The 23,090-nt window shown below is 46.5% G+C and carries 13 protein-coding genes and 2 CRISPR repeat arrays; of the genes, 11 read left to right on the top strand and 2 right to left on the bottom strand.

The window, feature by feature from the left end:
- Positions 1-144: 144 nt before the first annotated feature.
- Entirely contained in the window at positions 145-1,986 is a 1,842-nt protein-coding gene (locus tag P6910_RS11375) for a beta-ketoacyl synthase (RefSeq protein WP_317146360.1), read from the bottom strand.
- A gap of 125 nt (positions 1,987-2,111) precedes the next feature.
- Between P6910_RS11375 and P6910_RS11370 the strand changes: the two genes are divergently transcribed.
- From P6910_RS11370 to P6910_RS11320, 11 genes are all read left to right on the top strand, one after another.
- The gene (locus tag P6910_RS11370) at positions 2,112-3,122 is read left to right on the top strand and encodes a GlxA family transcriptional regulator (protein WP_317146359.1); all 1,011 of its coding nucleotides are present in this window, start codon (positions 2,112-2,114) and stop codon (positions 3,120-3,122) included.
- A 142-nt stretch (positions 3,123-3,264) separates the two neighbouring features.
- Positions 3,265-4,467, top strand: a complete 1,203-nt coding sequence (gene fabV / locus P6910_RS11365; RefSeq protein ID WP_317146358.1) for an enoyl-ACP reductase FabV — start codon at positions 3,265-3,267, stop codon at positions 4,465-4,467.
- A gap of 201 nt (positions 4,468-4,668) precedes the next feature.
- A complete protein-coding gene (gene cas1f, locus P6910_RS11360) occupies positions 4,669-5,610 on the top strand; it encodes a type I-F CRISPR-associated endonuclease Cas1f (RefSeq protein WP_317146357.1) in 942 nt (313 codons plus the stop codon).
- Positions 5,611-5,616: 6 nt separating this feature from the next.
- Complete coding sequence (locus P6910_RS11355) at positions 5,617-8,550, top strand: CRISPR-associated endonuclease Cas3'' (protein WP_317146356.1); 2,934 nt, start codon at positions 5,617-5,619, stop codon at positions 8,548-8,550.
- 278 nt (positions 8,551-8,828) lie between these two features.
- Positions 8,829-9,803 carry a type I-Fv CRISPR-associated protein Cas7fv gene (cas7fv, locus tag P6910_RS11350; protein WP_317146355.1) on the top strand — a complete coding sequence of 325 codons (975 nt, stop codon included), beginning with the start codon at positions 8,829-8,831 and terminating at the stop codon, positions 9,801-9,803.
- Between the two features lie 11 nt (positions 9,804-9,814).
- Positions 9,815-10,846 (top strand): type I-Fv CRISPR-associated protein Cas5fv, encoded by a 1,032-nt coding sequence (cas5fv, locus tag P6910_RS11345; protein ID WP_317146354.1) that lies wholly within the window; start codon positions 9,815-9,817, stop codon positions 10,844-10,846.
- A gap of 13 nt (positions 10,847-10,859) precedes the next feature.
- Positions 10,860-11,411: a type I-F CRISPR-associated endoribonuclease Cas6/Csy4 gene (gene cas6f / locus P6910_RS11340; RefSeq protein WP_317146353.1), complete on the top strand. Its 552-nt coding sequence runs from the start codon at positions 10,860-10,862 to the stop codon at positions 11,409-11,411.
- Positions 11,412-11,735: 324 nt separating this feature from the next.
- A complete protein-coding gene (locus tag P6910_RS11335; protein ID WP_317146352.1) occupies positions 11,736-12,233 on the top strand; it encodes a transposase in 498 nt (165 codons plus the stop codon).
- Complete coding sequence (locus P6910_RS11330; protein ID WP_317146351.1) at positions 12,230-12,664, top strand: hypothetical protein; 435 nt, start codon at positions 12,230-12,232, stop codon at positions 12,662-12,664. The genes P6910_RS11335 and P6910_RS11330 overlap by 4 nt, the downstream gene beginning before the upstream one ends.
- Before the next feature lie 3 nt (positions 12,665-12,667).
- Entirely contained in the window at positions 12,668-12,946 is a 279-nt protein-coding gene (locus P6910_RS11325; RefSeq protein WP_317146538.1) for a DDE-type integrase/transposase/recombinase, read from the top strand.
- A gap of 230 nt (positions 12,947-13,176) precedes the next feature.
- Positions 13,177-17,586: a CRISPR direct-repeat array (repeat unit 28 nt; unit sequence TTTCTAAGCTGCCTGTGCGGCAGTGAAC).
- Between the two features lie 89 nt (positions 17,587-17,675).
- Positions 17,676-18,808, top strand: a protein-coding gene (locus tag P6910_RS11320) for an IS630 family transposase (protein ID WP_317141894.1) whose coding sequence is annotated in 2 segments (ribosomal slippage) — positions 17,676-18,096 and positions 18,096-18,808 — 1,134 coding nt in all. Because the reading frame shifts where the segments join, the coding sequence is not laid out codon by codon here.
- 36 nt (positions 18,809-18,844) lie between these two features.
- A CRISPR array of direct repeats spans positions 18,845-21,877; the repeat unit is 28 nt; unit sequence TTTCTAAGCTGCCTGTGCGGCAGTGAAC.
- A gap of 266 nt (positions 21,878-22,143) precedes the next feature.
- On the opposite strand, the gene P6910_RS11315 is transcribed toward P6910_RS11320, so the two are convergent.
- Positions 22,144-22,875: a hypothetical protein gene (locus P6910_RS11315; protein WP_317146350.1), complete on the bottom strand. Its 732-nt coding sequence runs from the start codon at positions 22,873-22,875 to the stop codon at positions 22,144-22,146.
- Between the last annotated feature and the right edge of the window lie 215 nt (positions 22,876-23,090).

Here is a 23,090-nt window from a genome sequence, read left to right as displayed (position 1 = left end):
GGGCGCGTAGCCATAGCTACGCAACCAGAGTTGGAACGCAGAAGGATGGAAAAAGCCGCCGTCCAGAATATGCGAAACCAACTGGTTAGGTACTTATGTCCCGAGCTGGAAAGGTGGTACCGCCATTTCATCAGACTTCTGAGATCAAAAAGACCAGAAAGGATTGTCTACTTCGAGATTCACCGGGTGGCCGAAGCCGGGTACCTTAATGGATCGGTCGGTGAACTCCAGATCGTCTTCTCCAAGAACCCCTTCACCAAATAGATAAATAGGCTCCGCCTGACCAGACAGTTGTGCAGACTCATACTCTTCCTGACGGCAGACCGTAGTTTCATAACACTGCTGCCAGGATGATAGTGCCTGCTCACCGTGCCTGGCTTTTAACATCTCACGGGTTATATCAGGACTCAGAATTACTGCCGTAGCGTTGTTGCCCCCAAAACCCTTGGCATTGATCAGCGACATGGCCATCTCTGATGGGTCCATTTCTTTGTGATTCAGACTGATATCAAGGTGTGAATGATGAACGTCTTCAGCAATGCCGGGAATTGTTCTGATTCCGGGAATAATGCCCTGATGCCAGAAACCCAGTGTCGACATGAGCTGATCACCAGCAGCCGCACCAATAGAGTGACCCAGATAGCTCTTAACCGCTGTGACAGGCCAGTTATTCATACCAAAATGACGAGCCGTTTCATTGAGGATGCGAGATTCAGTCACCCTATTCTGTGGGGTGCCGGTACCATGAGCCTGAACAAAACTCCTCTGTCGCAGAGCGTCCTCTCCCAGAATCGCCCTGCCCAGAGCGGCAGCCCTGGCAAGGGTCAGATAGTTGCCGGCGCCAGGTGCTGAAATGGACTTTTTATAGCCGTCTGCGTTCACGAAAACATCAGCGACTGCTCCCAGAATTTCAGCACCGGACTCCAGCGCCAGTTCATCATCCATCAAGACAAAGTATTGAGAAGATTCTGCAATAGTAAAACCGGCACTCTCTGCAAAAGGACGACAGGCATTTCGCCAATCGGGGTTGGTATCATCGTCAAGACCATCCAGCTTCCTCAAAGCATCGTCCGTAGCCAGCGCTCCCATGGTGCTGTAGCCATCCATGATTTCAGGAACAACCGGTGCCTCACTGTTGCCAACAATCACCAAACGGCGCTTGCCGGAACGAATGTCGTTTACTGCCAGCTGCAGGTTATAAAGCAATGTCGCACAGGCTCCCATTGAGGTGCCGGTATTACCCAGTGAACCCAGGATATAAGCATTGATAAAGTCAGCAGACATTTCAGCAAAACCCAGTGGACATTGCTTGGAACTGACCCTCTTACCCATCAAGCGGGCTTTCAGCATACCGCCATAGCCGTTGTAGTCGAGCTGGCTCATGGCACTGCCTGAATAGACAGCAATCTGTTCGGGAGACAAATTCTCTTTTAAGTGCTGCCACTCCAAACCGGAGGATTGCAAGGCGTCTGACGCACCATAAACCGTCATAGCCAGTGAGCGGGGATGATGTCTGGACTGATAGAGCGCAGCAGGATCAAAACCGCTGGGTAACTGACCAGCAGCATTGACCGAACCTGACCTTGTTGAAGGCAACATCAGGGTTTGCAGACCAGAAAAACAAACTCTGACATTTCGACCATCATTCAGTTCTTCCACCTGCCAGTTTTCCGGTAATGGCCTGGGCAGCCTGCTCTTGGGCAGAATCAACTCTGAACCCTTGTCAGCTTTGAAGGGCTGGTGATAATAGAGAGCGTTATTATCAAACAGGTTGGTTTCCAGCTGCCTGATTAAGGTACCTGAAAGAATGATGTCTGCCGGTGTGTCGTTATCCAAGCCCCTGAGTCGTGCGATAGCAGTCAATGTTTCCTGCTGTTGCTGAGCACCCAATTGATCAAATATCAAGCGATTATACCCATGAAACCCTGAACTTCGTCCCGCCGGGCTAATGCCTCCCTGCGCGACAATGACCGGCAATCTGCTCACGGTAACAACTCCATTTAGATAAAAGATATAGCGGTAGTTTAATAGGACATTCATCAACTTATCTGTACATTTACGCCAATATACCTGATTATTACGCCACACCATCGAATTCACAGGCCGGTGCATTGGTACAGAAAACGTTTTCACTAAACAGAGTTCTGATTCCCCTTGTGGATCATATGCTGTCTACCAGCATCAGTTTACCCCTTGAAATGATCCAGGCAGGAGTCACCTACAGTCGACTGAGACATCAGCATCCAGGCGTCGAAGTCTGTTTCTGTGCTGAGCAACTTAACCCGATCATCAGTATGAGCGGCATACCTCTGACACCGGAAGTGACCTTTTCTGAAACAGGTCCCGGAGATCTTGTCATTGTGCCTGGCCTCTGGCGGAACCCCCTACCCGTGGTCAGACAGTCCAGGGCAATGGTGAAATGGCTAAGGTATCAGCATCAGCAAGGCGCTACCTTCTGCGTGGCAGCGACCGGGGTCACATTTATGGCCGAAACAGGTTTATTGAATCACCAGCCTGCAGCGACTCACTGGTATTTTCTTGAACGACTGAAAAGACACTATCCCAAGGTTGATTTTAAACCCCACCACCTGATTACCCGCTCAGGCAGAATATTCTGTGCCGGAAGTGTCAACTCGGTTGCCGACCTTATGGTTCACCTTATTGAGCTGAGCATGGGAGAGCAAATTGCCCACAAGGTTGAGCAGCAGTTCTCCCATGAAATTCGTCGTCCTATGGATCAGATACTGTTCGCCGAAGATCACACCACTGCTCATAACGATGAAGTCATCATTCAGCTTCAGGAATGGATAAGGCAGCATTATTGTGAAGATATCGAGATGGAAAACCTGATAGCAGCTTCAGGCCTGACACGAAGAACGTTGCACAGAAGATTCAAGGAAGCAACGGGCTTCTCACCCACTGCATATATTCAGCGAATGAGATTGACACTGGCCTCGGATCTCCTGAAAAGTACCGACCTTTCAATCAGGGAAGCAGCCTACCAGGCCGGATACACAGACCCTGACTATTTCAGCCGACTGTTTCAGAAACACTTCCAGCTCACGCCAAGCGACTTTAAGCGCAGTGTTCGGGGCAAACTTTTCTATCTTGAGAGCTCTTGATACATTTCGTATCAATATACCGACCGATCTATACCGCCTGCGCCTTTTCCACCCTGCCGGTTTTGGATAAGCTTTACTCGACTGTTATGACACAGCGAACCGTGTTCTTAACGCCGTCTCTTATCGTTAACCGGAGCCAAAGATGATTATCAAGCCAAGGATTCGCGGATTTATCTGCACAACGACCCACCCTGTCGGGTGTGAGCAGAACGTTAAAGAGCAGATCGCTTATACCAAGGCTCAGGGTGAAGTCGCCGGAGGTCCCAAGCGGGTTCTGGTCATTGGTGCTTCCAGTGGTTATGGCCTTGCCTCTCGAATTACTGCGGCATTTGGTTCAGGTGCAGCCACCATCGGTGTTTTCTTCGAGAAGCCTGCAACCGAAAAAAAACCCGGTACAGCGGGCTGGCACAATTCCGCCGCTTTCGAAAAGCTGGCCCATGAAGAAGGTCTCTATGCCAAAAGCCTGAACGGAGATGCATTCAGTCACGAAGCCAAAACAAAAACAATCGAACTGATCAAAGAAGATCTGGGCCAGATTGATCTGGTCGTTTATTCCCTGGCTTCTCCCGTCCGTAAACTGCCTGACAGTGGTGAAGTGATCCGTTCCGTACTCAAGCCTATGGGACAGCCTTATAAGGCAACTGCCGTCGACACCAACAAAGATCAACTGTTTGAAGCCTCTGTTGAGCCTGCGACTGAAGAAGAAGTGGCAGCAACGGTGACGGTAATGGGTGGTGAAGACTGGGAACTCTGGATGAAAGCCCTGTCTGAAGCCGGTGTCCTGGCGGAAGGCTGTAAAACGGTGGCCTATAGCTACATTGGCACCGAACTTACCTGGCCTATATACTGGGAAGGCGCATTGGGTCAGGCCAAAAAGGATCTGGATCGTGCCGCCCACGCCATTGATAAGCAAATGAAAAGCCTGAACGGTTCAGCCAACATCGCAGTACTCAAGAGCGTTGTTACCCAGGCCAGCTCCGCTATTCCTGTAATGCCCCTCTATATCTCCATGGTCTTCAAAAAGATGCGCGAAGAAGGTGTTCATGAAGGTTGTATTGAGCAGATCAGCCGAATGTTCCGTGAGCGCCTTTACAGAAAAGACGGCGAAGCTCCGGCAGTGGACGACGCCAGCCGACTGCGCCTGGATGACTGGGAGCTGAGAGATGACATCCAATCACACTGCCAGGCACTCTGGCCGACACTGACCAACGAAAACCTGAGCGAGCTGACCGATTACATTGAATACAAGGAAGAGTTCCTGAAACTCTTTGGTTTTGGTGTTGAAGGTGTTGATTATGAGGCGGATGTTAATCCACTGGTGCCTTTTGACGTGATTGATATCTGATCGACCGATTCTGGAGGGCTTGAAAGCCCTCTCTTCTCATACTGTATCGCAATATACAACGATAGCCCCCTATTCATAGTAAGAAGCTTCCCGACTGTACCAGGAACGAAATAAGACAGCCATACCATCCTGCTTATTTTTTTAAATCTGAATTTGATGCATTTAAATGAGAGCCATGGTTCAGAAAAGGAGTGTTGTGCAATGGATGTATTGACAGATCTCAAGGCCATTCTGCATTCAAAAAGAGCCAATATCTATTATCTGGAAAAATGCCGGATCATGCAGAAAGATGGCCGGGTGCTCTATCTTACCGAAGCAAAAAATAACAACCACTACTGGAATATTCCCATTGCCAACACTACTTGCCTGCTATTGGGCAACGGGACCTCTATTACTCAGGCCGCTGTTCGAATGCTGGCTTCTGCCGGTGTGTTAATTGGCTTTTGTGGTGGAGGTGGAACTCCCCTGTTGATGGCCAATGAGGTGGAATGGTTAACGCCACAAAGTGAATATCGCCCCACTGAATACATGCAGGGCTGGATGCAGTTCTGGTTTGATGAGCAGAAAAGATTACAAGCAGCCAAACAAATGCAGCTCGCCAGAATTCAGTTTATGAAAACCATCTGGGGCAAAGACAGAGATCTTAAAAATGAAGGCTTTCTCATTGATAGCATAAAGCCTGAGCTTGAGACTACTGAAAGCACAATCAACAAGGTATTAACAGTCAATGATTTACTACAGGCAGAGGCTCGGCTGACCAAGACGCTTTATAAGTTTGCAGCACGGCAAACCGGTTATGGTTCATTTACTCGTGAACGCAGCGCAGAAGATCAGGCTAATACATTTTTGAATCATGGTAATTATCTGGCTTACGGACTGGCAGCAACCACACTTTGGGTATTAGGTATCCCTCATGGCTTTGCAGTGATGCATGGCAAAACCCGTCGGGGAGCTCTGGTATTTGATATAGCTGATCTCATCAAGGATACGCTGGTTCTTCCCTGGTCGTTTGTCTGTGCAAAGGAAGGCGCTACAGAGCAAGAGTTCCGACAACAGTGTTTGCAGGCATTTACTGATCATAAGGCCCTGGATTTTATGTTTGATCAAGTAAAAGCCATAGCCCTTAAAGATGACTGGGAGTAAGCAGCCATGATGGTTACCTTTGTTTCCCAGTGCGAAAAAAATGCCCTGAAAAAAACACGACGGGTTCTGGATGCTTTTGCAGACCGAATTGGCGACAACACCTGGCAAACCATTATTACTCAGGAAGGATTAAACGCCGTTAAAAAACTGCTGCGGAAAACAGCGACTAAGAGTACTGCCGTCAGTTGCCACTGGATTCGGTCTCGGTCGCGTAGTGAGTTGGTTTGGGTGGTTGGAAGTAAAAATCGTTTCAGCTATAACGGGCGGGTTCCCGTCAATATCACAGAAAAAGAGGTTCCGATGGATATACCTACCAGTAAGCCTGTAAAGGGTGTGCTTTATGCAAATACTAAACTGCAACGGCTAGATCAGCACCTATTTGCAGTCGCATATACCGCTCAAATGCTTTGCCAAAAGCTATTTCCTGAAAATACTGCGCTTGCAAGAGCCGTATTTGTGGCGGGCGCTTTTCATGACATGGGAAAACTTGACCCCTGTTTTCAGTCTTGGGTTGTGAAGCCTAAAAATCAAAAATATATAGCTGAAGATGGACAGCATATCGATGAAGCCCGTTTCAGTTTTGAAAAGCATCCAAGGCATAATGAAATATCAGCTTTGCTCTACATGCTCTTAGACCATAGCGACCTTAAAGGAATCAATACTCAAAATAAAAAATCAGTCAGACATAGCATCTACTGGCACCATGCCAAGCCGTTCCGTAAAGAGGCTGGTTTTGAAACCTATGGCAGTATTTATAAAAAACTGAACCGAAATTTAAAGGGGCAGGCATGGGTTGATATTGTTGAAAAGGCAATTCCAATGCTGAACGTAGTCAGCAAAATCGATCAGCGTTATGAGAAATCAAACAATGACTGGTTCAGTAGATGTTATTTGGCAGATCTCAATCTAGAAAGAATACATGAGATTGAAGATATTAATGTACCTTCGTATAAAGAATACGATGATTGTGAACTGCTTTCAGAATACTCCGGTAAGATCCATTTTAACGCCACAAATAATATTGTTCGTTCCTGTGTTATTACCGCTGACCGCTGGGTTTCTGCCCTGACTGCACAAGAGTTGGATGAACTGATTAATGATAAAGACATTGTTGAATTTGTTGGTGATCGTTTGCTTAAAGATGACGGTCTCTGTATGCACATTGATGATTGCCTGAGCCGCTTTTCTAACAGTAGTCGTACTCAAGAGCAGACGAAAATAGCATCACAACTCGCACAAGGAAGTCAGGTCCAGGTTCTTTCAGGCGCGGCTGGATGCGGAAAAACCAAAATTGCTCTGGAGTGGGCCAACCTGAGAAATACCAAAAAGATCCTTTGGATTTGCCCCAGAGTGCAAGTCTGTCAGGGGCTGTTTCTGGAGCTGTCAAGCAATCAGTATTTGCCTGATGCTTCTATCGAGATTTATACCGGCGAATTCAAATTCCTGAACTCCTATGATCACCCAACACCGGAAGGAGCTTACCTTTCTGGTGATATCGTCATTACTACTATTGATCAGCTGTTTGCAGGCATCATCAGCCACACTAAGGCAGACTTATTTATTGAATATCTGAACACCCATACGGTATTTGATGAATTTCATGAATACATAAATATGCCAGCCTTTAACTTATTGTTTGCAGAACTGCTAAAAAGCCGTTCCCAACAAAAATATGCAAATACCCTGCTAGTTTCAGCAACGCCCCACTATTTTTATCTTGACCAGATTTTGGGTATCCGGCAGGAAGATGTCGTTGTAATGCCTTCATTTAACACAAGCCTATATCAGTTTTGCTTTAAGAACTATGATGAGACACAGGAAGGTAGCAGTAATCCGCTTTACCAACCCTGTATTTCCAATACATTCGTCATAAGTAATACAGCTACCACAGCACAAAAAAGCTTTATTGTCAACCAGCATCAAGAAAATGCCATTTTACTGCACTCTAAATTTAAAAAGAGTGATAAACAGCGATTGTTCGATGAAGTCTATGACTCATTCTGCAATGAAGGTAGCCATATGTATCAGGTATTGCGAAGCGGCCCAATAGTACAGGCATCACTTAATATTAGCTGTGACAATATGGTGACTGAAATAACTACAGCAGAAAATACATTACAACGGCTTGGGCGGTTAGATCGGTTTGGGGTGAATGATCACGATGTAAACAAACTTACTCTTGCAATACCTGATTCCTTGGCTGCTGGGAAAGGTACTGGTGCTGTTGCTCGCTTTCTTGCCAGAAATAACAATTTTGCCTCAACAAAAGCATGGTACGAATTCTTATTGAATGAGTCTAATACTATAAGCAAGCCATTCGTGCTTACTGATATCTATGAGCTCTACCAAAAGTTTTACCAGCCTGACAGTGCTTATACAAAGGCATTGACTAGTGACCTTACTGCATCGCTGATGAAAAGCGTTACAACTATTCACTCAAAAGTCACTGAACCGATGGTTTTTTCCATAAAGAAACAACAGGGACGTGCCAAAATTGCAAAATCCTCATTACGTGGTGATAGTCGTTTTGTGCAAATGGCGGTGTGCTGCGTCAATCAGCCAGGGCAGCCTGTAATTCTCAATCAATATGCCTATGATATCGGTGTCAATGAGAGTGAGGTGATTGATAACCTGACGGAGTCACTGGATAAAATCAGAAATGATGGTCTGTTAGATTATCTGGCTCAAAAACATGGCCGCATGGATGAAGCCAGTATTATCAAGGGGATTCCTGCCAATAAAATGACCATTCGAAAAAACTTGCTGGAAAGCTATGCAAGAGACCCTGAATACCCTGTTTATATTAGCTATACACCTGATGAACTTTCCTTAAAGCTTGGAGGAGAAGCCCCGCACAGTGAAGCTACCTATTACGCTGTATGTGATAAACAGCCCATTGGGGCTATTGCATTCAAGCAGCTGTTAAAAAAGGAAAGCTAATAATGGAGAGCGGCAAGTAATACGATCGTGTCGTCCTTACTGCCGCTGGCTGCCTTTTCGGCAGTCAATAAGATTTAAACACTCTTTTTCAAAGCTGCTTGTTCAGCAAAGGGGGCAGGATAGCCGTGCCCAACTAATTTCGACACATAACTTATAAGATATAAACCCTCTTGGAATGACATTATTGAGTCTATAGCTTAAACTCATCCTCGTCATCATCGAGCAATGTGATGATGATTGTTTTTTTATTCTACATAGTTATAAAAAGGTATACCGATATGGAACAAATTACGGGTATCAAGAGCGTTGACTTCAAAGTCACTGCCCGGGGGCATGGTGTTGTTAACTGGAATGGCCCAACAACTCTACAGAGTGAAGGGCGAATTGTAGATAACCACTCATTACCAAAACTTCGTGGTTATACCAATCTGACTGGCAAGGAGAGCGATAAAGGCTACAAGCTTAAAAAAGACCCGGCTGATATCGACTTCAAGAAAAATCCGCTGTATATCAGTCAAAACTGTATCCGACATCACCTGTTTCGAGAGCAGGCCTATGACCTGCACTATGCAAAAGATAAAAATCTGTTGCCATTAATCGCCTCTATCACCGGTATGATTCGGGGCTATGTTGTTCCTTCGAGCCAGTGTAAACGCACCAGTCCACTACTTATAGAAGACTTTGAAGATAAGCTGGGTAACGGTAACTTTGAGCAACTTGGGCGTTCCGGCAGTAAAGATAAAGATATAGACAAAGATGGCAAGGAAGTTGCCAGTAATTCCTTCTTCTCCAAAACCACTTTTGGAGAGACTTTTTACGAAGCCTATGGCTCAATCAGTATCGAACAGTTGCAGTTTATATCTCTAGACAAAAAATTTGATCGCCCAGCGATGATTATCACAGAGGGCAAAGGTGAAAATGTTGCAACCACCATTCAGGAATTTATCAAAAGTCTGGCACCGGAGCGTGATCCTAAAGCAGCATTTCACCCTAACTTCGTCCGCAAAGGGACGATTTTTGAAGAGGGTGAAGTTGGTATTCTACTGGACGATACGGCCATCGATATTCTGATTAACAGAACCCTGCAGATGGTTAGTGAACTCAGCATACGCCAAGCTAAAGGCTATATGTATGTCGATGAAATCACTGTTGACTATAACAATAGTCATAAGATGATGCGGATAAAACAGACTCCTGACAGTATCATGGAAGAACGCGAAAATGATTATGCTGTTTACTTCTATGGCAAGTAACGGAGTTTAACATGCAGATAGAAATCACTTACGAATCGAGCTGGCGGAATTCATTCCTGACTGGCTCTAATAATGAAGCGGTTCCAAAAAAAGGCAGAGTCTTTATTGGCTCAATGACAGCTCTTAAAAAGAAAGAAGAAGGCCGGTTCGGTAACTTTATTAAACATGATATTACCCATAACACTGTTATGGGGATTCTGAACCGGCTGATTGGTGATCAACGCAAGTTATATCAGGCTAGACAATCAGCACGCTATTATTTTGCTGATATTGAGCCAACTGTTCATTTTCAGGACAAGCCTGCTCAACGAAACGGTTTAACGCAAGAGATAGTCTATCTTCGCAACGTAACTGGCAGCACTGACCAGCAGTCATTCACGGGCATGATAAGGGCTAATGATCCAATATTCAGCTCAAATTATTCCGCAGAATTTTGGGGAGTGCTTGATCTTGAACTAGACAAGCTATACCAGTTTATTGCCGAGCCTAAATTCAAAGTGACCACAACAAGAAAATATGAACCTTTAGTTGTTATTGAGAAACTGGAAGCTTTACAAAAACTGAATGCTATTGTGGTTGAAGGTGATACTGAAGTTGCAATCAACGCGTTAACGACATACTTGGGCGATATCAATTACCTCAATAACAAGGGACTCGCCATTCCTCTATCACTTTATTGCTCAGCTTTGTACCTACAATTAGACCGTTTGAGTAAGAGTTATGATATGAGCAGTGCAAAAACCAGGAATGGAGGCATTGGCGGTATATCCAAGCGTGGTTTTACCAAAAAAGACTTTATGGATCGCTATACCACTGGTCGGAAAAAAATAGTCTGGGGCAACCCCTATATTCTTAAAGAACGACGAGCGGGTGAAGGTGAAGTTGTATCTATGCTGACCAAGGCCAGCGGTACCCTGACAGTTAATTTGGATATTTCCCCGGAAAAAGCAAACGAACTCAAAGGGCTTATTGAAAAAGCAGGTGTATCTGCTTTTTATCTTGGCAAAAAAGGACTGGCCTATGTTTCTAATATTCGGATTTGAATGGTGGTAATCAATGGATAGTTTTATGGATATTCGCATCCAGCCCGATGCAGAAATGCGACAGAACAGGTTGCTTAACACTGTATATACCAAGCTGCATAAGGCCTTGTTTGACCTTCAGGCAAGAGATATTGGGGTAAGCTTTCCTGAGTATAGAGTGATACTCGGGCGGGTTATTCGGCTTCATGCTACTGCTGCCAGACTGGAAGACTTTCAGCAACACAATTGGCTTGGAGGCATGGCAGGTTACTGTCAGCTATCAGCTATTCAACCCGTACCTGATGACGTAAAACACCGAACCGTTTCACGTCTCCAAACCAAAATGAGCCCTGCCAAGATGAGGAGATTGTTAAAGCGAGGTTCGCTAAAACAAGAGGAAGTTAAAGCATATCGTGACAAAATGTTCACCCTAGGCTTGGATAACCCTTACTTTGAACTGGTTAGCACCTCGAGAGGTGAAAAATACAGGCGGTACATACAACATGGAGAGATATTGACTAAACCGGTATCAGGAGAGTTTGACTTTTTTGGACTAAGCAAGAAAGCAACAATCCCTTGGTTTTGACCAAAAAAACTGATCTTTAAAGAAGCCTATTGAATCATACAGTTAACGTGAGTTCGATGCAAAAAAAGACAATGGAGCCCCTGTGATTTAACTAACTCTCGGTTGCAGCCCTTAGATGTCTAACCAGAGGCTCCCTTGTCTATGACCAGTGTATTCTGTGATGTTGTTGATTTCTGCCTGGCTTTTGAACCAGAATGGCATAAGCAGCTTAACTGCAATGCAAAAAAGTCACCGGTTATATCGAAACCCCTCTGTGTCAGGCTAGATGTCGCCTCTTTTGATTCATGACTCTCAATAACTGAGAGCATTCAGAAAGAGGCTGTTATGGCTCGCTATTCCAAAGAAATGAAAGAGTCCATTATCCAGAAGATGATGCCGCCCAATAATGTTTCTGTGACTCAGCTTAAAAGAGAAACCGGCATTACTGATGCAACCCTGTATACTTGGCGCAAACAGGCAAAAGCGCAAGGTGTAGCCTTGCCCGGTGATGGTAAGAATCCTCAGCAGTGGAGTGCTGAAAACAAGTTCGCGGTTCTGATGGAAACCGCCAACATGAACACAACAGAGCTATCCGAATACTGTCGTAAGAAGGGTCTCTACTATGAAGACTTGCAGCAGTGGAAAGCTGATTTTATCGCAGGCAGCACAAAGCCTGCTGAATCCCGTCAGGTACAGGCCGCTGCCAGACGAGATGACAAGAAGCGCATCCAGAAACTCGAAAAAGAACTCAAACGCAAAGACAAAGCACTTGCTGAAACCGCAGCACTGTTGGTTCTAACAAAAAAGGCAAACGCGATCTGGGGGGAGCGCGAGGACGATTGATTCCTCTCCCTGATCGCAAGGAAGCCGTTGCTTTAATCCAGGAAGCTGTTTCACAGGGTGCACGTAAAGTGAAAGCCTGTGCTGCGCTCAACCTGTCGATACGCACGGTTCAGCGCTGGCAAAACGATGTAGAACAGGTGCGGGAAGATCAGCGTCAATACGCAGACCGGCCAATGCCTGCCAACCAACTAACCAAGAGCGAGCAAAACGAGATTCTGAAAGTCTGTAACAGCGAGCGATTCAAAAGTAAGTCGCCAAGCCAGATTGTACCGACACTGGCCGACGAAGGTGTTTATATGGCTTCTGAGTCAAGCTTTTATCGAGTGTTCAAGGCTAATAATCAACAGCATCACCGCGGTCGCAGTCGGAAGCCCGGAAAGCGGAAGCCAACATCGCATCGGGCCACGGGACCAAATCAGCTCTGGTCGTGAGATATAACCTTTTTAGGGTCACCCATCAGGGGTAAATATTATTACCTCTATTTGGTTCTGGACGTCTATAGCCGCATGATTGTGACCTGGGAAGTCCATGAGAGGGAGTCCTCTGATCTGGCTGCTCAGATGATCCGAAAAGCGTTCATGCAGCATAAGATCAGCCTTAAGGAACAACCGCTGGTCCTGCATTCGGATAATGGCAGTCCGATGAAGGGGGCGACCATGCTGAGTACTCTTCAGCAACAAACACCGCCATTCACAAGCAAGGAGGAAATGTAAGCTCAGCCAGACAGATCCGTCATATCCAAGACTACCGTAATGCAGTGGTCTGGAGACACTCATCCGAATAAATAGCGTTCAGAAAAAACGTTTTGATTCAAGGTCCGCCAGAAAAGTAAACTTCAATAGACCTTTCTTACCAGAATTCAACCCGGGCTTGTGCAACAACAGGATAAGATTGCGGCTGGGCGCAATCTATCCTTATTCGTTAGGCCGAAATTAGTAATACATTTCTAAGCTGCCTGTGCGGCAGTGAACCTGTGGCTTTCTTCCTTATCAAGCTGTTTAAATTTCTAAGCTGCCTGTGCGGCAGTGAACATAAGAGGCATGCTGACGTACTTGATTTATCTTTTCTAAGCTGCCTGTGCGGCAGTGAACAAACTGATCGCTTCGAATAAACCTTCCTTTCATTTCTAAGCTGCCTGTGCGGCAGTGAACGGTTTAGCGTGTGCGTAGCGTTTAATTTCGATTTTCTAAGCTGCCTGTGCGGCGTGAACCTTGGCCAGACAGAAAACAGCACGGCGATAGTTTTCTAAGCTGCCTGTGCGGCAGTGAACCCCTCCAACGCCTGAGTACTGTTCTGGGTATTTTTCTAAGCTGCCTGTGCGGCAGTGAACGTCATCAAGCTTTCAGCCGCTGCAGTCTTTTCTTTCTAAGCTGCCTGTGCGGCAGTGAACGAGCGTTACCCCGGTGACGCCTTTGAAATCATTTTCTAAGCTGCCTGTGCGGCAGTGAACACGAGCTTCCTTGCGTTCAGCTCCAACAAGACTTTCTAAGCTGCCTGTGCGGCAGTGAACCAGGTAGTGGACTGAGAGTTTACTCATATAAATTTCTAAGCTGCCTGTGCGGCAGTGAACTACCCCAATAGACAGTTCCGCCTGTAGTAGTTTTTCTAAGCTGCCTGTGCGGCAGTGAACGAGAATCAGCAACGGTGACAGCGCGATTGCAAATTTCTAAGCTGCCTGTGCGGCAGTGAACTATTCTCTGCGTAATTCCCGGTTGTTGTATTTTTTCTAAGCTGCCTGTGCGGCAGTGAATTAATTACAACTGTTAGCCAGTCGATCATTAAATTTCTAAGCTGCCTGTGCGGCAGTGAACCTACTGCATTTGCAGCAGGTTTTATAACCCTATTTCTAAGCTGCCTGTGCGGCAGTGAACCAATGCAGGTTCCCCCTTCCAGATTTATCAACTTTCTAAGCTGCCTGTGCGGCAGTGAACATTGCTCAGGTGGGGCCGTTGGACTTTCCGAATTTCTAAGCTGCCTGTGCGGCAGTGAACATGCAAATTTTTATTAAATGGAAAAGAGTGTTTTTCTAAGCTGCCTGTGCGGCAGTGAACCGAATGCGAAGCAATATTCAACAATCGAACCGTTTCTAAGCTGCCTGTGCGGCAGTGAACAGATATTTGTTACTCAGGGCACACAGTTTATTTTTCTAAGCTGCCTGTGCGGAAGTGAACTGTTGCCACCAGTGGTTGATGGTATTGGGTTTTTTCTAAGCTGCCTGTGCGGCAGTGAACGATTATTACAACAGTGGCTATTGCGAGCACAATTTCTAAGCTGCCTGTGCGGCAGTGAACGACAGCTTTCGACGCATGACTGCTAGATGACCTTTCTAAGCTGCCTGTGCGGCAGTGAACCACGATACTGAACGGTGCTGATGTGTAACATGTTTCTAAGCTGCCTGTGCGGCAGTGAACATCAGTTTGTTTTGTACTCTTTTTAATTTGTCTTTCTAAGCTGCCTGTGCGGCAGTGAACTGCTTCTCGTCTACTGTCATACCGAATATATGTTTCTAAGCTGCCTGTGCGGCAGTGAACGAGGACGAAAAAACCGACGATTATTTGCAAGCTTTCTAAGCTGCCTGTGCGGCAGTGAACATTTGCTGGCCGACTTTCGAGCCTTTCACCATTTTCTAAGCTGCCTGTGCGGCAGTGAACTGCGGCATCAAACTTGGCCTCGGTGAGCAGTGTTTCTAAGCTGCCTGTGCGGCAGTGAACAGCAGTGTAGCTTCTTATCCCAAGGTGTCTCATTTCTAAGCTGCCTGTGCGGCAGTGAACACTAAAAGCATACAAGAAAGCACGCTATGAATTTTCTAAGCTGCCTGTGTGGCAGTGAACAAATAGTGACAAAAATGGTGATGGAAGGTTATTTTCTAAGCTGCCTGTGCGGCAGTGAACAAGATCGGCGGTCGGTAAAAGTTTACTCTAATTTTCTAAGCTGCCTGTGCGGCAGTGAACATGAGCGTTTGTCGATGTTAACACCTGAAAAGTTTCTAAGCTGCCTGTGCGGCAGTGAACTTGCGGTCGATCCCCGGCCACGGTTCGCCGTTTTTCTAAGCTGCCTGTGCGGCAGTGAACTGAAATTGAGTAGTTGTCTAAAGCTGCTATGATTTCTAAGCTGCCTGTGCGGCAGTGAACAACTATTCCAATAAGGACAGTAAACCAATACATTTCTAAGCTGCCTGTGCGGCAGTGAACTTTAGGAAGGGATACTGATATCTTACCTGCATTTTCTAAGCTGCCTGTGCGGCAGTGAACAGTCTGAGAAGGATGTTAGACGCTCTCAATGATTTCTAAGCTGCCTGTGCGGCAGTGAACCGACGGGCACGTCCTGGTGCCGACGGCCCTGATTTTCTAAGCTGCCTGTGCGGCAGTGAACATGAGTCTTTACACAGAGAGTTACAAGCAATTTTTCTAAGCTGCCTGTGCGGCAGTGAACAAATCAGCTTTCTACTGTTTGGAAATTAACTGTTTCTAAGCTGCCTGTGCGGCAGTGAACCGAGTGTCCAGTGCCGCATGGCGTGAGCAACTTTTCTAAGCTGCCTGTGCGGCAGTGAACCAATTGATGGCTCAAGTCCAGGCGGCGTGTCCTTTCTAAGCTGCCTGTGCGGCAGTGAACAGCAATTTTTAACAAGAACAAGCGGTTTCACTTTTCTAAGCTGCCTGTGCGGCAGTGAACAACACGTCTTGTGATGATGTCAGAAACAATCTTTTCTAAGCTGCCTGTGCGGCAGTGAACCCAAACGGCTAAGCTGCCTGCCAAATTTTTCTTTTCTAAGCTGCCTGTGCGGCAGTGAACATTGATCGTTGATCCTGCCGACCCTAGCGATTTTTCTAAGCTGCCTGTGCGGCAGTGAACCAACGAGTGTATCCAAACGGGCCTAAGAGCAATTTCTAAGCTGCCTGTGCGGCAGTGAACGCTTACGTGACCGAGCATCGCCGAGCTTTTGTTTTCTAAGCTGCCTGTGCGGCAGTGAACATGAACGACAGTATGATGACGATTTTTTCAACTTTCTAAGCTGCCTGTGCGGCAGTGAACTACCCCAGTAGACAGTTCCTCCGGTCGTCGTTTTTCTAAGCTGCCTGTGCGGCAGTGAACAGTGGAAGGTTTTTGTTGATGAATCTCTTGCATTTCTAAGCTGCCTGTGCGGCAGTGAACTATTACAAAAAGCACGATCACAACATTAGTTGTTTCTAAGCTGCCTGTGCGGCAGTGAACGTTGTCGAGAAGGTACGACAATATGAAAATGATTTCTAAGCTGCCTGTGCGGCAGTGAACGTTTAGGCTGGCGTCATGAGCGTGGTGTTTTGTTTCTAAGCTGCCTGTGCGGCAGTGAACGCCAGCACCCAACACAATGAAGCGGTGCCAGTTTTCTAAGCTGCCTGTGCGGCAGTGAACCACAAGATGAAATAGAGTCGTCATAGACAGATTTTCTAAGCTGCCTGTGCGGCAGTGAACCACGACGACCCCGTTCCCGACTTCCTGATGATTTTCTAAGCTGCCTGTGCGGCAGTGAACTGAGAAGGCTTGTAGGGTTTAGCATTGAATATTTTCTAAGCTGCCTGTGCGGCAGTGAACAGTAAACCCTTACAGTGTAGACACCGAAAAATTTTCTAAGCTGCCTGTGCGGCAGTGAACCATTCTTTTTTTGCTCAAGGTGGGTAGGTATTTTTCTAAGCTGCCTGTGCGGCAGTGAACTGATGGTGCTCTGGGGTATCTTCATTTAGGTATTTCTAAGCTGCCTGTGCGGCAGTGAACTTCATGCGGATAACTTCACGGTTTTTTACTCTTTTCTAAGCTGCCTGTGCGGCAGTGAACCGCAGTCAGGAGGCAGAGGGAGACCGTCAATATTTTCTAAGCTGCCTGTGCGGCAGTGAACCTTACCAAGTTTTGCCGCCTTACTACACACACTTTCTAAGCTGCCTGTGCGGCAGTGAACGTCGAGAAATTCAGGAAGTGGTTCGACAGGATTTTCTAAGCTGCCTGTGCGGCAGTGAACTTTGTACGACGTTGAACGTCTTGCCAGCTCTATTTCTAAGCTGCCTGTGCGGCAGTGAACTTCGATTCACTATCAGACGACTGCCTTTTATTTTTCTAAGCTGCCTGTGCGGCAGTGAACGGCGAGGACCAGCATTCGACCTTTCAGTGATCTTTCTAAGCTGCCTGTGCCGCAGTGAACCTTCAACAAAGCATTTGTACGTGTCGAGAGTATTTCTAAGCTGCCTGTGCGGCAGTGAACGGAAGTCACTCAGTCACCTACACGATGATATGTTTCTAAGCTGCCTGTGCGGCAGTGAACCTGAACGGAGACTGTCCAAGCATTCCGGGCAATTTCTAAGCTGCCTGTGCGGCAGTGAACTAGTACATAACTCCAGTTTCTTTGTCCTGCAGCAATGCCGGAATTTTCCATTCTGGCATTCTTCTCCCTGATTCAGATCAGGGTGACCTATGCCAGCTCAATACCGTATCCGCCTGTCCATAGACGAACAGCAGCAATTAAAAGACCTCATTCACCAGACCAAGGTGGCCAAGCATAAACGTATTCATGCCCAGATCCTCCTGTGTCTCGATGAAAACGGGCCAAAACTGACGGAGCTCCAGACCAGCCAAACCTGTGGTGTTTCAACGAAAACGGTTCAGAGAACACGCAAACGCTGTGTACTTGAAGGGCTGGATATTGCTGTTAATAGCAAGTTCAATGGCATTGCCCGCCCAAGAAAACTCCAGGGGGAGCAGCAGGCGGCATTGACAGCTCTGGCTTGCTCAACACCACCAGAAGGTCATAGCCGCTGGACGCTACAGCTTCTCGCTGACCGTATGGTTGAGTTGGAGCATGTCAATTCCATCTCGCATCAAACCATTGGCCGAGAGTTAAAAAAAACGAGTTGAAGCCTTGGCAGAAAAAGGAGTGGTGTATTCCAAAAAAAGCAAACGCAGAATTTGTTTGCGCTATGGAACGTGTTTTGGATGTTTATCAACAACCACATGATCCGAATCGACCACTGATCTGTATGGATGAGAGCAGTAAGCAGCATACTTTGGAGGTCAGGACTCCACTCCCTATGAAGCCTGGCCAACCCCTAAAATATGACAATGAGTATGAGCGCAATGGTGTGAGTTCTCTCTTCATGTTTTTTGCGCCACTGGAAGGTTGGCGACATATCGAGGTGACTGATAGCCGAACTGCCTGCGACTGGGCTCACCAGATCAAACAGCTGGTTGATGTTCACTTCCCAAAAGCTGATGTCATCCGTCTTGTCATGGATAACCTGAACACACATACACCTGCATCTCTTTATAAAGCCTTTGAACCAGGAGAGGCTCATCGGTTGGCCAGTAAGTTGGAAATCATCTATACACCCAAGCATGGAAGCTGGCTCAACATGGCAGAGATTGAATTGAGTATTCTCAGTCGTCAGTGTTTAAGTAGACGCATACCCGATCAGGCCGCACTGAAATCAGAGATTGAAGCGTGGGAGTCCCAGCGTAATGGTGTAGAAAGCAAAATGGAATGGCGATTTACGACCGAGGATGCTCGGGTAAAACTCAAGAAGCTTTACCCGACGATCAAATCGGAGTGATGTACTAGGCACCATCAGGGACAAACTCTATTGTCAATTTCTAAGCTGCCTGTGCGGCAGTGAACGTGATGCTTATTCTGTATCGGGTTTAACTGCTTTTCTAAGCTGCCTGTGCGGCAGTGAACAACGGCTAGGATTTACACGACAAAAATTTAAATTTCTAAGCTGCCTGTGCGGCAGTGAACAACTCTACAGACTCTACAAAGTCTACGACGTTTTTCTAAGCTGCCTGTGCGGCAGTGAACGAACCTTGTGATGTACTTAACAATGTCCCGTTTTTCTAAGCTGCCTGTGCGGCAGTGAACAAATCAGCAATGGACAGTATCAGAGCCTTATTTTTCTAAGCTGCCTGTGCGGCAGTGAACTTGGATCATCCGTCGTTTTATTGGGATCTTTATTTCTAAGCTGCCTGTGCGGCAGTGAACATGGTGAACAGAAAGACGTTTGTTCACTTGATTTTCTAAGCTGCCTGTGCGGCAGTGAACGCAAAACTTGGTAAGTGCCAGGGCGATCCATCGTTTCTAAGCTGCCTGTGCGGCAGTGAACCCAAGATGGTGCATCCATGCCCTTTAATGAGTTTTCTAAGCTGCCTGTGCGGCAGTGAACTGCATCCTGCAGGATGAATTAAGACCCGCTCATTTCTAAGCTGCCTGTGCGGCAGTGAACTTAGAGAGACCTACAAGGCTGCGAAAGATAAATTTCTAAGCTGCCTGTGCGGCAGTGAACGGCAACCGAACCTGCAGCACTGATCCTAAATGTTTCTAAGCTGCCTGTGCGGCAGTGAACCCAGATGAGAACGGAAGGTAATCCGTTCCGCTTTTCTAAGCTGCCTGTGCGGCAGTGAACGGACTACGCTCAACTTACATTCTCTGGAGGCATTTCTAAGCTGCCTGTGCGGCAGTGAACCAAAATTTAGGGATTTGAAGCGGTCAACATAGTTTCTAAGCTGCCTGTGCGGCAGTGAACTCTATCTTCTTCTCTTAAAACTGCGCCTTCTATTTCTAAGCTGCCTGTGCGGCAGTGAACCGTTACATGTCAGGCGTATGGGCTGGGTTTATTTTCTAAGCTGCCTGTGCGGCAGTGAACGATTTGCGGAGCCCAGGAGAGTAGTAAATCTGATTTCTAAGCTGCCTGTGCGGCAGTGAACGTTTGTGTTGCTACGGATTCCGGCTCTGGACATTTCTAAGCTGCCTGTGCGGCAGTGAACCAAGTCTGGTAAGCGTGGCTCGTTTTCACCTTTTTCTAAGCTGCCTGTGCGGCAGTGAACAGAGGGCCAGCGTGGATAACACGTGAACAGTGTTTCTAAGCTGCCTGTGCGGCAGTGAACGGTTAGTCCATCACTTTCGACCGATATTACCCTTTTCTAAGCTGCCTGTGCGGCAGTGAACGGAAGAGAAGGTATGACAGGCTTATGCAGGAATTTCTAAGCTGCCTGTGCGGCAGTGAACTTTCGGTACCTACATGAATTTAGGCACCATCATTTCTAAGCTGCCTGTGCGGCAGTGAACCAAAACCTCAATGACAAGTTCACCCATGTACTTTTCTAAGCTGCCTGTGCGGCAGTGAACGAGAACAATCCTACCCAGTGGCTTCTTTTTATTTTCTAAGCTGCCTGTGCGGCAGTGAACATGTTAGATAGTCTTTGTATTCGTGACTTAGATTTCTAAGCTGCCTGTGCGGCAGTGAACGGTTCCGATGTGTTTTAACGTTTCTTCAGGTCTTTCTAAGCTGCCTGTGCGGCAGTGAACTGATTAATATCAGACACAAACCGTTTGATACTTTTCTAAGCTGCCTGTGCGGCAGTGAACGCAATATCACGCAGATCATCAGCAACTTTAACTTTCTAAGCTGCCTGTGCGGCAGTGAACGGTAGCTTGTTTTAACAAGCATACGGTTACAATTTCTAAGCTGCCTGTGCGGCAGTGAACACTAAAAGCATACAAGAAAGCACGCTATGAATTTTCTAAGCTGCCTGTGCGGCAGTGAACACGTTAGAGCCCGATGGCTGCAAATCCTTCATTTTCTAAGCTGCCTGTGCGGCAGTGAACAAATACTCCTAATTTTTAATTAACCGATAAAATTTCTAAGCTGCCTGTGCGGCAGTGAACGCGTATCAGCCGATGTGAATTATCAAATTAATTTTCTAAGCTGCCTGTGCGGCAGTGAACATACTGAAGAAAGATTCTTGCTTGATACGTGATTTCTAAGCTGCCTGTGCGGCAGTGAACTGAATGCTTAACTTGGTTAAGCTCACGTTCTTTTTCTAAGCTGCCTGTGCGGCAGTGAACGCTTCTTCTCAGTGGCTACAACGGCAATGACTTTTCTAAGCTGCCTGTGCGGCAGTGAACTAATACCGAAAACCATTGCAATAATAGATACTTTTCTAAGCTGCCTGTGCGGCAGTGAACTGACTGATGATCTAATTAAAAAACTTCCTCAAGTTTCTAAGCTGCCTGTGCGGCAGTGAACAAGCTGCTTGTATGAATTACATTTCTCCTACTTTTCTAAGCTGCCTGTGCGGCAGTGAACTTAGCTGCCGGTAAATGGGGAACTAGCAGAATTTTCTAAGCTGCCTGTGCGGCAGTGAACATGCCGGAATGGTTACAGCCTTTCCGTGAAGATTTCTAAGCTGCCTGTGCGGCAGTGAACGCCAGTGCAGTGATAGCGGCAACAATAGTAGTTTTCTAAGCTGCCTGTGCGGCAGTGAACGATTATGGGCAGCCGATATACGCCGGATGTCTTTTCTAAGCTGCCTGTGCGGCAGTGAACAGATTTTGCCCGGTGTTGCTAAGTGGGGATATTTTCTAAGCTGCCTGTGCGGCAGTGAACTTGAGCCGGTTTTTTCGCTGGACGATTGTGTTTTTCTAAGCTGCCTGTGCGGCAGTGAACGAGTCCATTTGCTAAATCTTCAGAATATTATTTTTCTAAGCTGCCTGTGCGGCAGTGAACTACCAACATAGGGTAAATCATCAAACTGTAATTTTCTAAGCTGCCTGTGCGGCAGTGAACAGAATCTATTTGATGTTTTTGGATGGGGTCTATTTCTAAGCTGCCTGTGCGGCAGTGAACCAGAGTATAAAGCATCAAACCACTTATATAACAGCGGCTTAGGAATAAATATCAAATTCACCCCAATTTTTTGAGCAATTTATAACTATATGATTTCAAACAACTTTTTAAAGAGCGAATATTTTTGGTCAAAATCAGGAAAATGTCACTGTGTTGTAAAAACCAAAAAAAGTCAAACCAGCAAAGTCGGTGGCGCAAATCTAAGCCTACTATGCTCCCTAACCATCTAGCAGCCAAAGTGCACCGCAATAGATGACGATAGGCTTTTATTCATAGTAAGAAGCTTCCCGACTGTACCAGGACTGAGGACGCCCGACGGGCTGACTGAAATCCGGGAATGGCAGTAGCTTGCCATTGGGACCTTTGGTCATTTTATAATCCTGCCATCGATCATCAATGTACAATTCATCACCGGCACGTATGAATTTTAATTGAGCATAGACCGCAATGGGCAGAGGCTTAACTCCCGCTGTGTATGCAACACCCGAGGTAAAACCTGTCAGCTCAAAGCCGTTTTTCAGCCAGTCGACGCTGCCTGTAAGGGCATGGGACTCCACCACGGCAGGGTCACTGTGGGACAGTACACTGCTTTCAAAATGCCATTGATGTTCGGCATCTATTCTCAATACATAGCGAATCGCCAGATAGCGGTGCTCGCGAAACTTTTTCTTGCGCTGATCATGTTTATCGATTTCATAAAACGTATTCCTGATGGCTTCGATCGTATCAAAAGCAATGCCATCCGCCATTCGATAAGGATTACCAATGAGCACCTCACCTTTTGAGATGGTCAGTGTTTCCGGCTCATTTTCGACAGGTTTATTTTTATACTCCTTGTCAATAATGATACGGAACTGTTTAGCATGCATCGGCTCATAACGCCCAAGTACCGATTGCAGTTTTTGGAAGCCAGCATCCAGACTTTCAAAAGACGGGACAGGTTCAGCTGCATGGAGTGGGCAAATGATGATGGAGACCAGTGCGAATGCACCAGTCATCGCCAGTTTTCTAATCGCACTATTTATCGCACTATTCATCGCACTACTTGACTTGAGGCTCTGATTTTAAGCTAGTTCATACAACAAAACTGTCCAGCCAGAACTTGATCTAAGCGTCAAATAAAGAGCAATATAAAAACCTGGCGGATAATAACGTTCTTTAAGGGAATGATGAACTTTGAACACACAATTCTGATTCTGATCTTTTTTGCGGG

The organism is Endozoicomonas sp. 8E, assembly GCF_032883915.1.
GTDB lineage: Bacteria > Pseudomonadota > Gammaproteobacteria > Pseudomonadales > Endozoicomonadaceae > Endozoicomonas_A.
The sequence above is the reverse complement of the archived record's forward strand: the minus strand, read 5'-3'. Positions and strand labels throughout refer to the sequence as shown.

Coding starts and splice junctions, on each gene's coding strand:
- fabV (WP_317146358.1), top strand. CDS start 3,265: ATGATTATCAAGCCAAGGATTCGCGGATTTATCTGCACAACGACCCAC.
- cas1f (WP_317146357.1), top strand. CDS start 4,669: ATGGATGTATTGACAGATCTCAAGGCCATTCTGCATTCAAAAAGAGCC.
- P6910_RS11355 (WP_317146356.1), top strand. CDS start 5,617: ATGATGGTTACCTTTGTTTCCCAGTGCGAAAAAAATGCCCTGAAAAAA.
- cas7fv (WP_317146355.1), top strand. CDS start 8,829: ATGGAACAAATTACGGGTATCAAGAGCGTTGACTTCAAAGTCACTGCC.
- cas5fv (WP_317146354.1), top strand. CDS start 9,815: ATGCAGATAGAAATCACTTACGAATCGAGCTGGCGGAATTCATTCCTG.
- cas6f (WP_317146353.1), top strand. CDS start 10,860: ATGGATAGTTTTATGGATATTCGCATCCAGCCCGATGCAGAAATGCGA.
- P6910_RS11335 (WP_317146352.1), top strand. CDS start 11,736: ATGGCTCGCTATTCCAAAGAAATGAAAGAGTCCATTATCCAGAAGATG.
- P6910_RS11315 (WP_317146350.1), bottom strand. CDS start 22,875: ATGACTGGTGCATTCGCACTGGTCTCCATCATCATTTGCCCACTCCAT.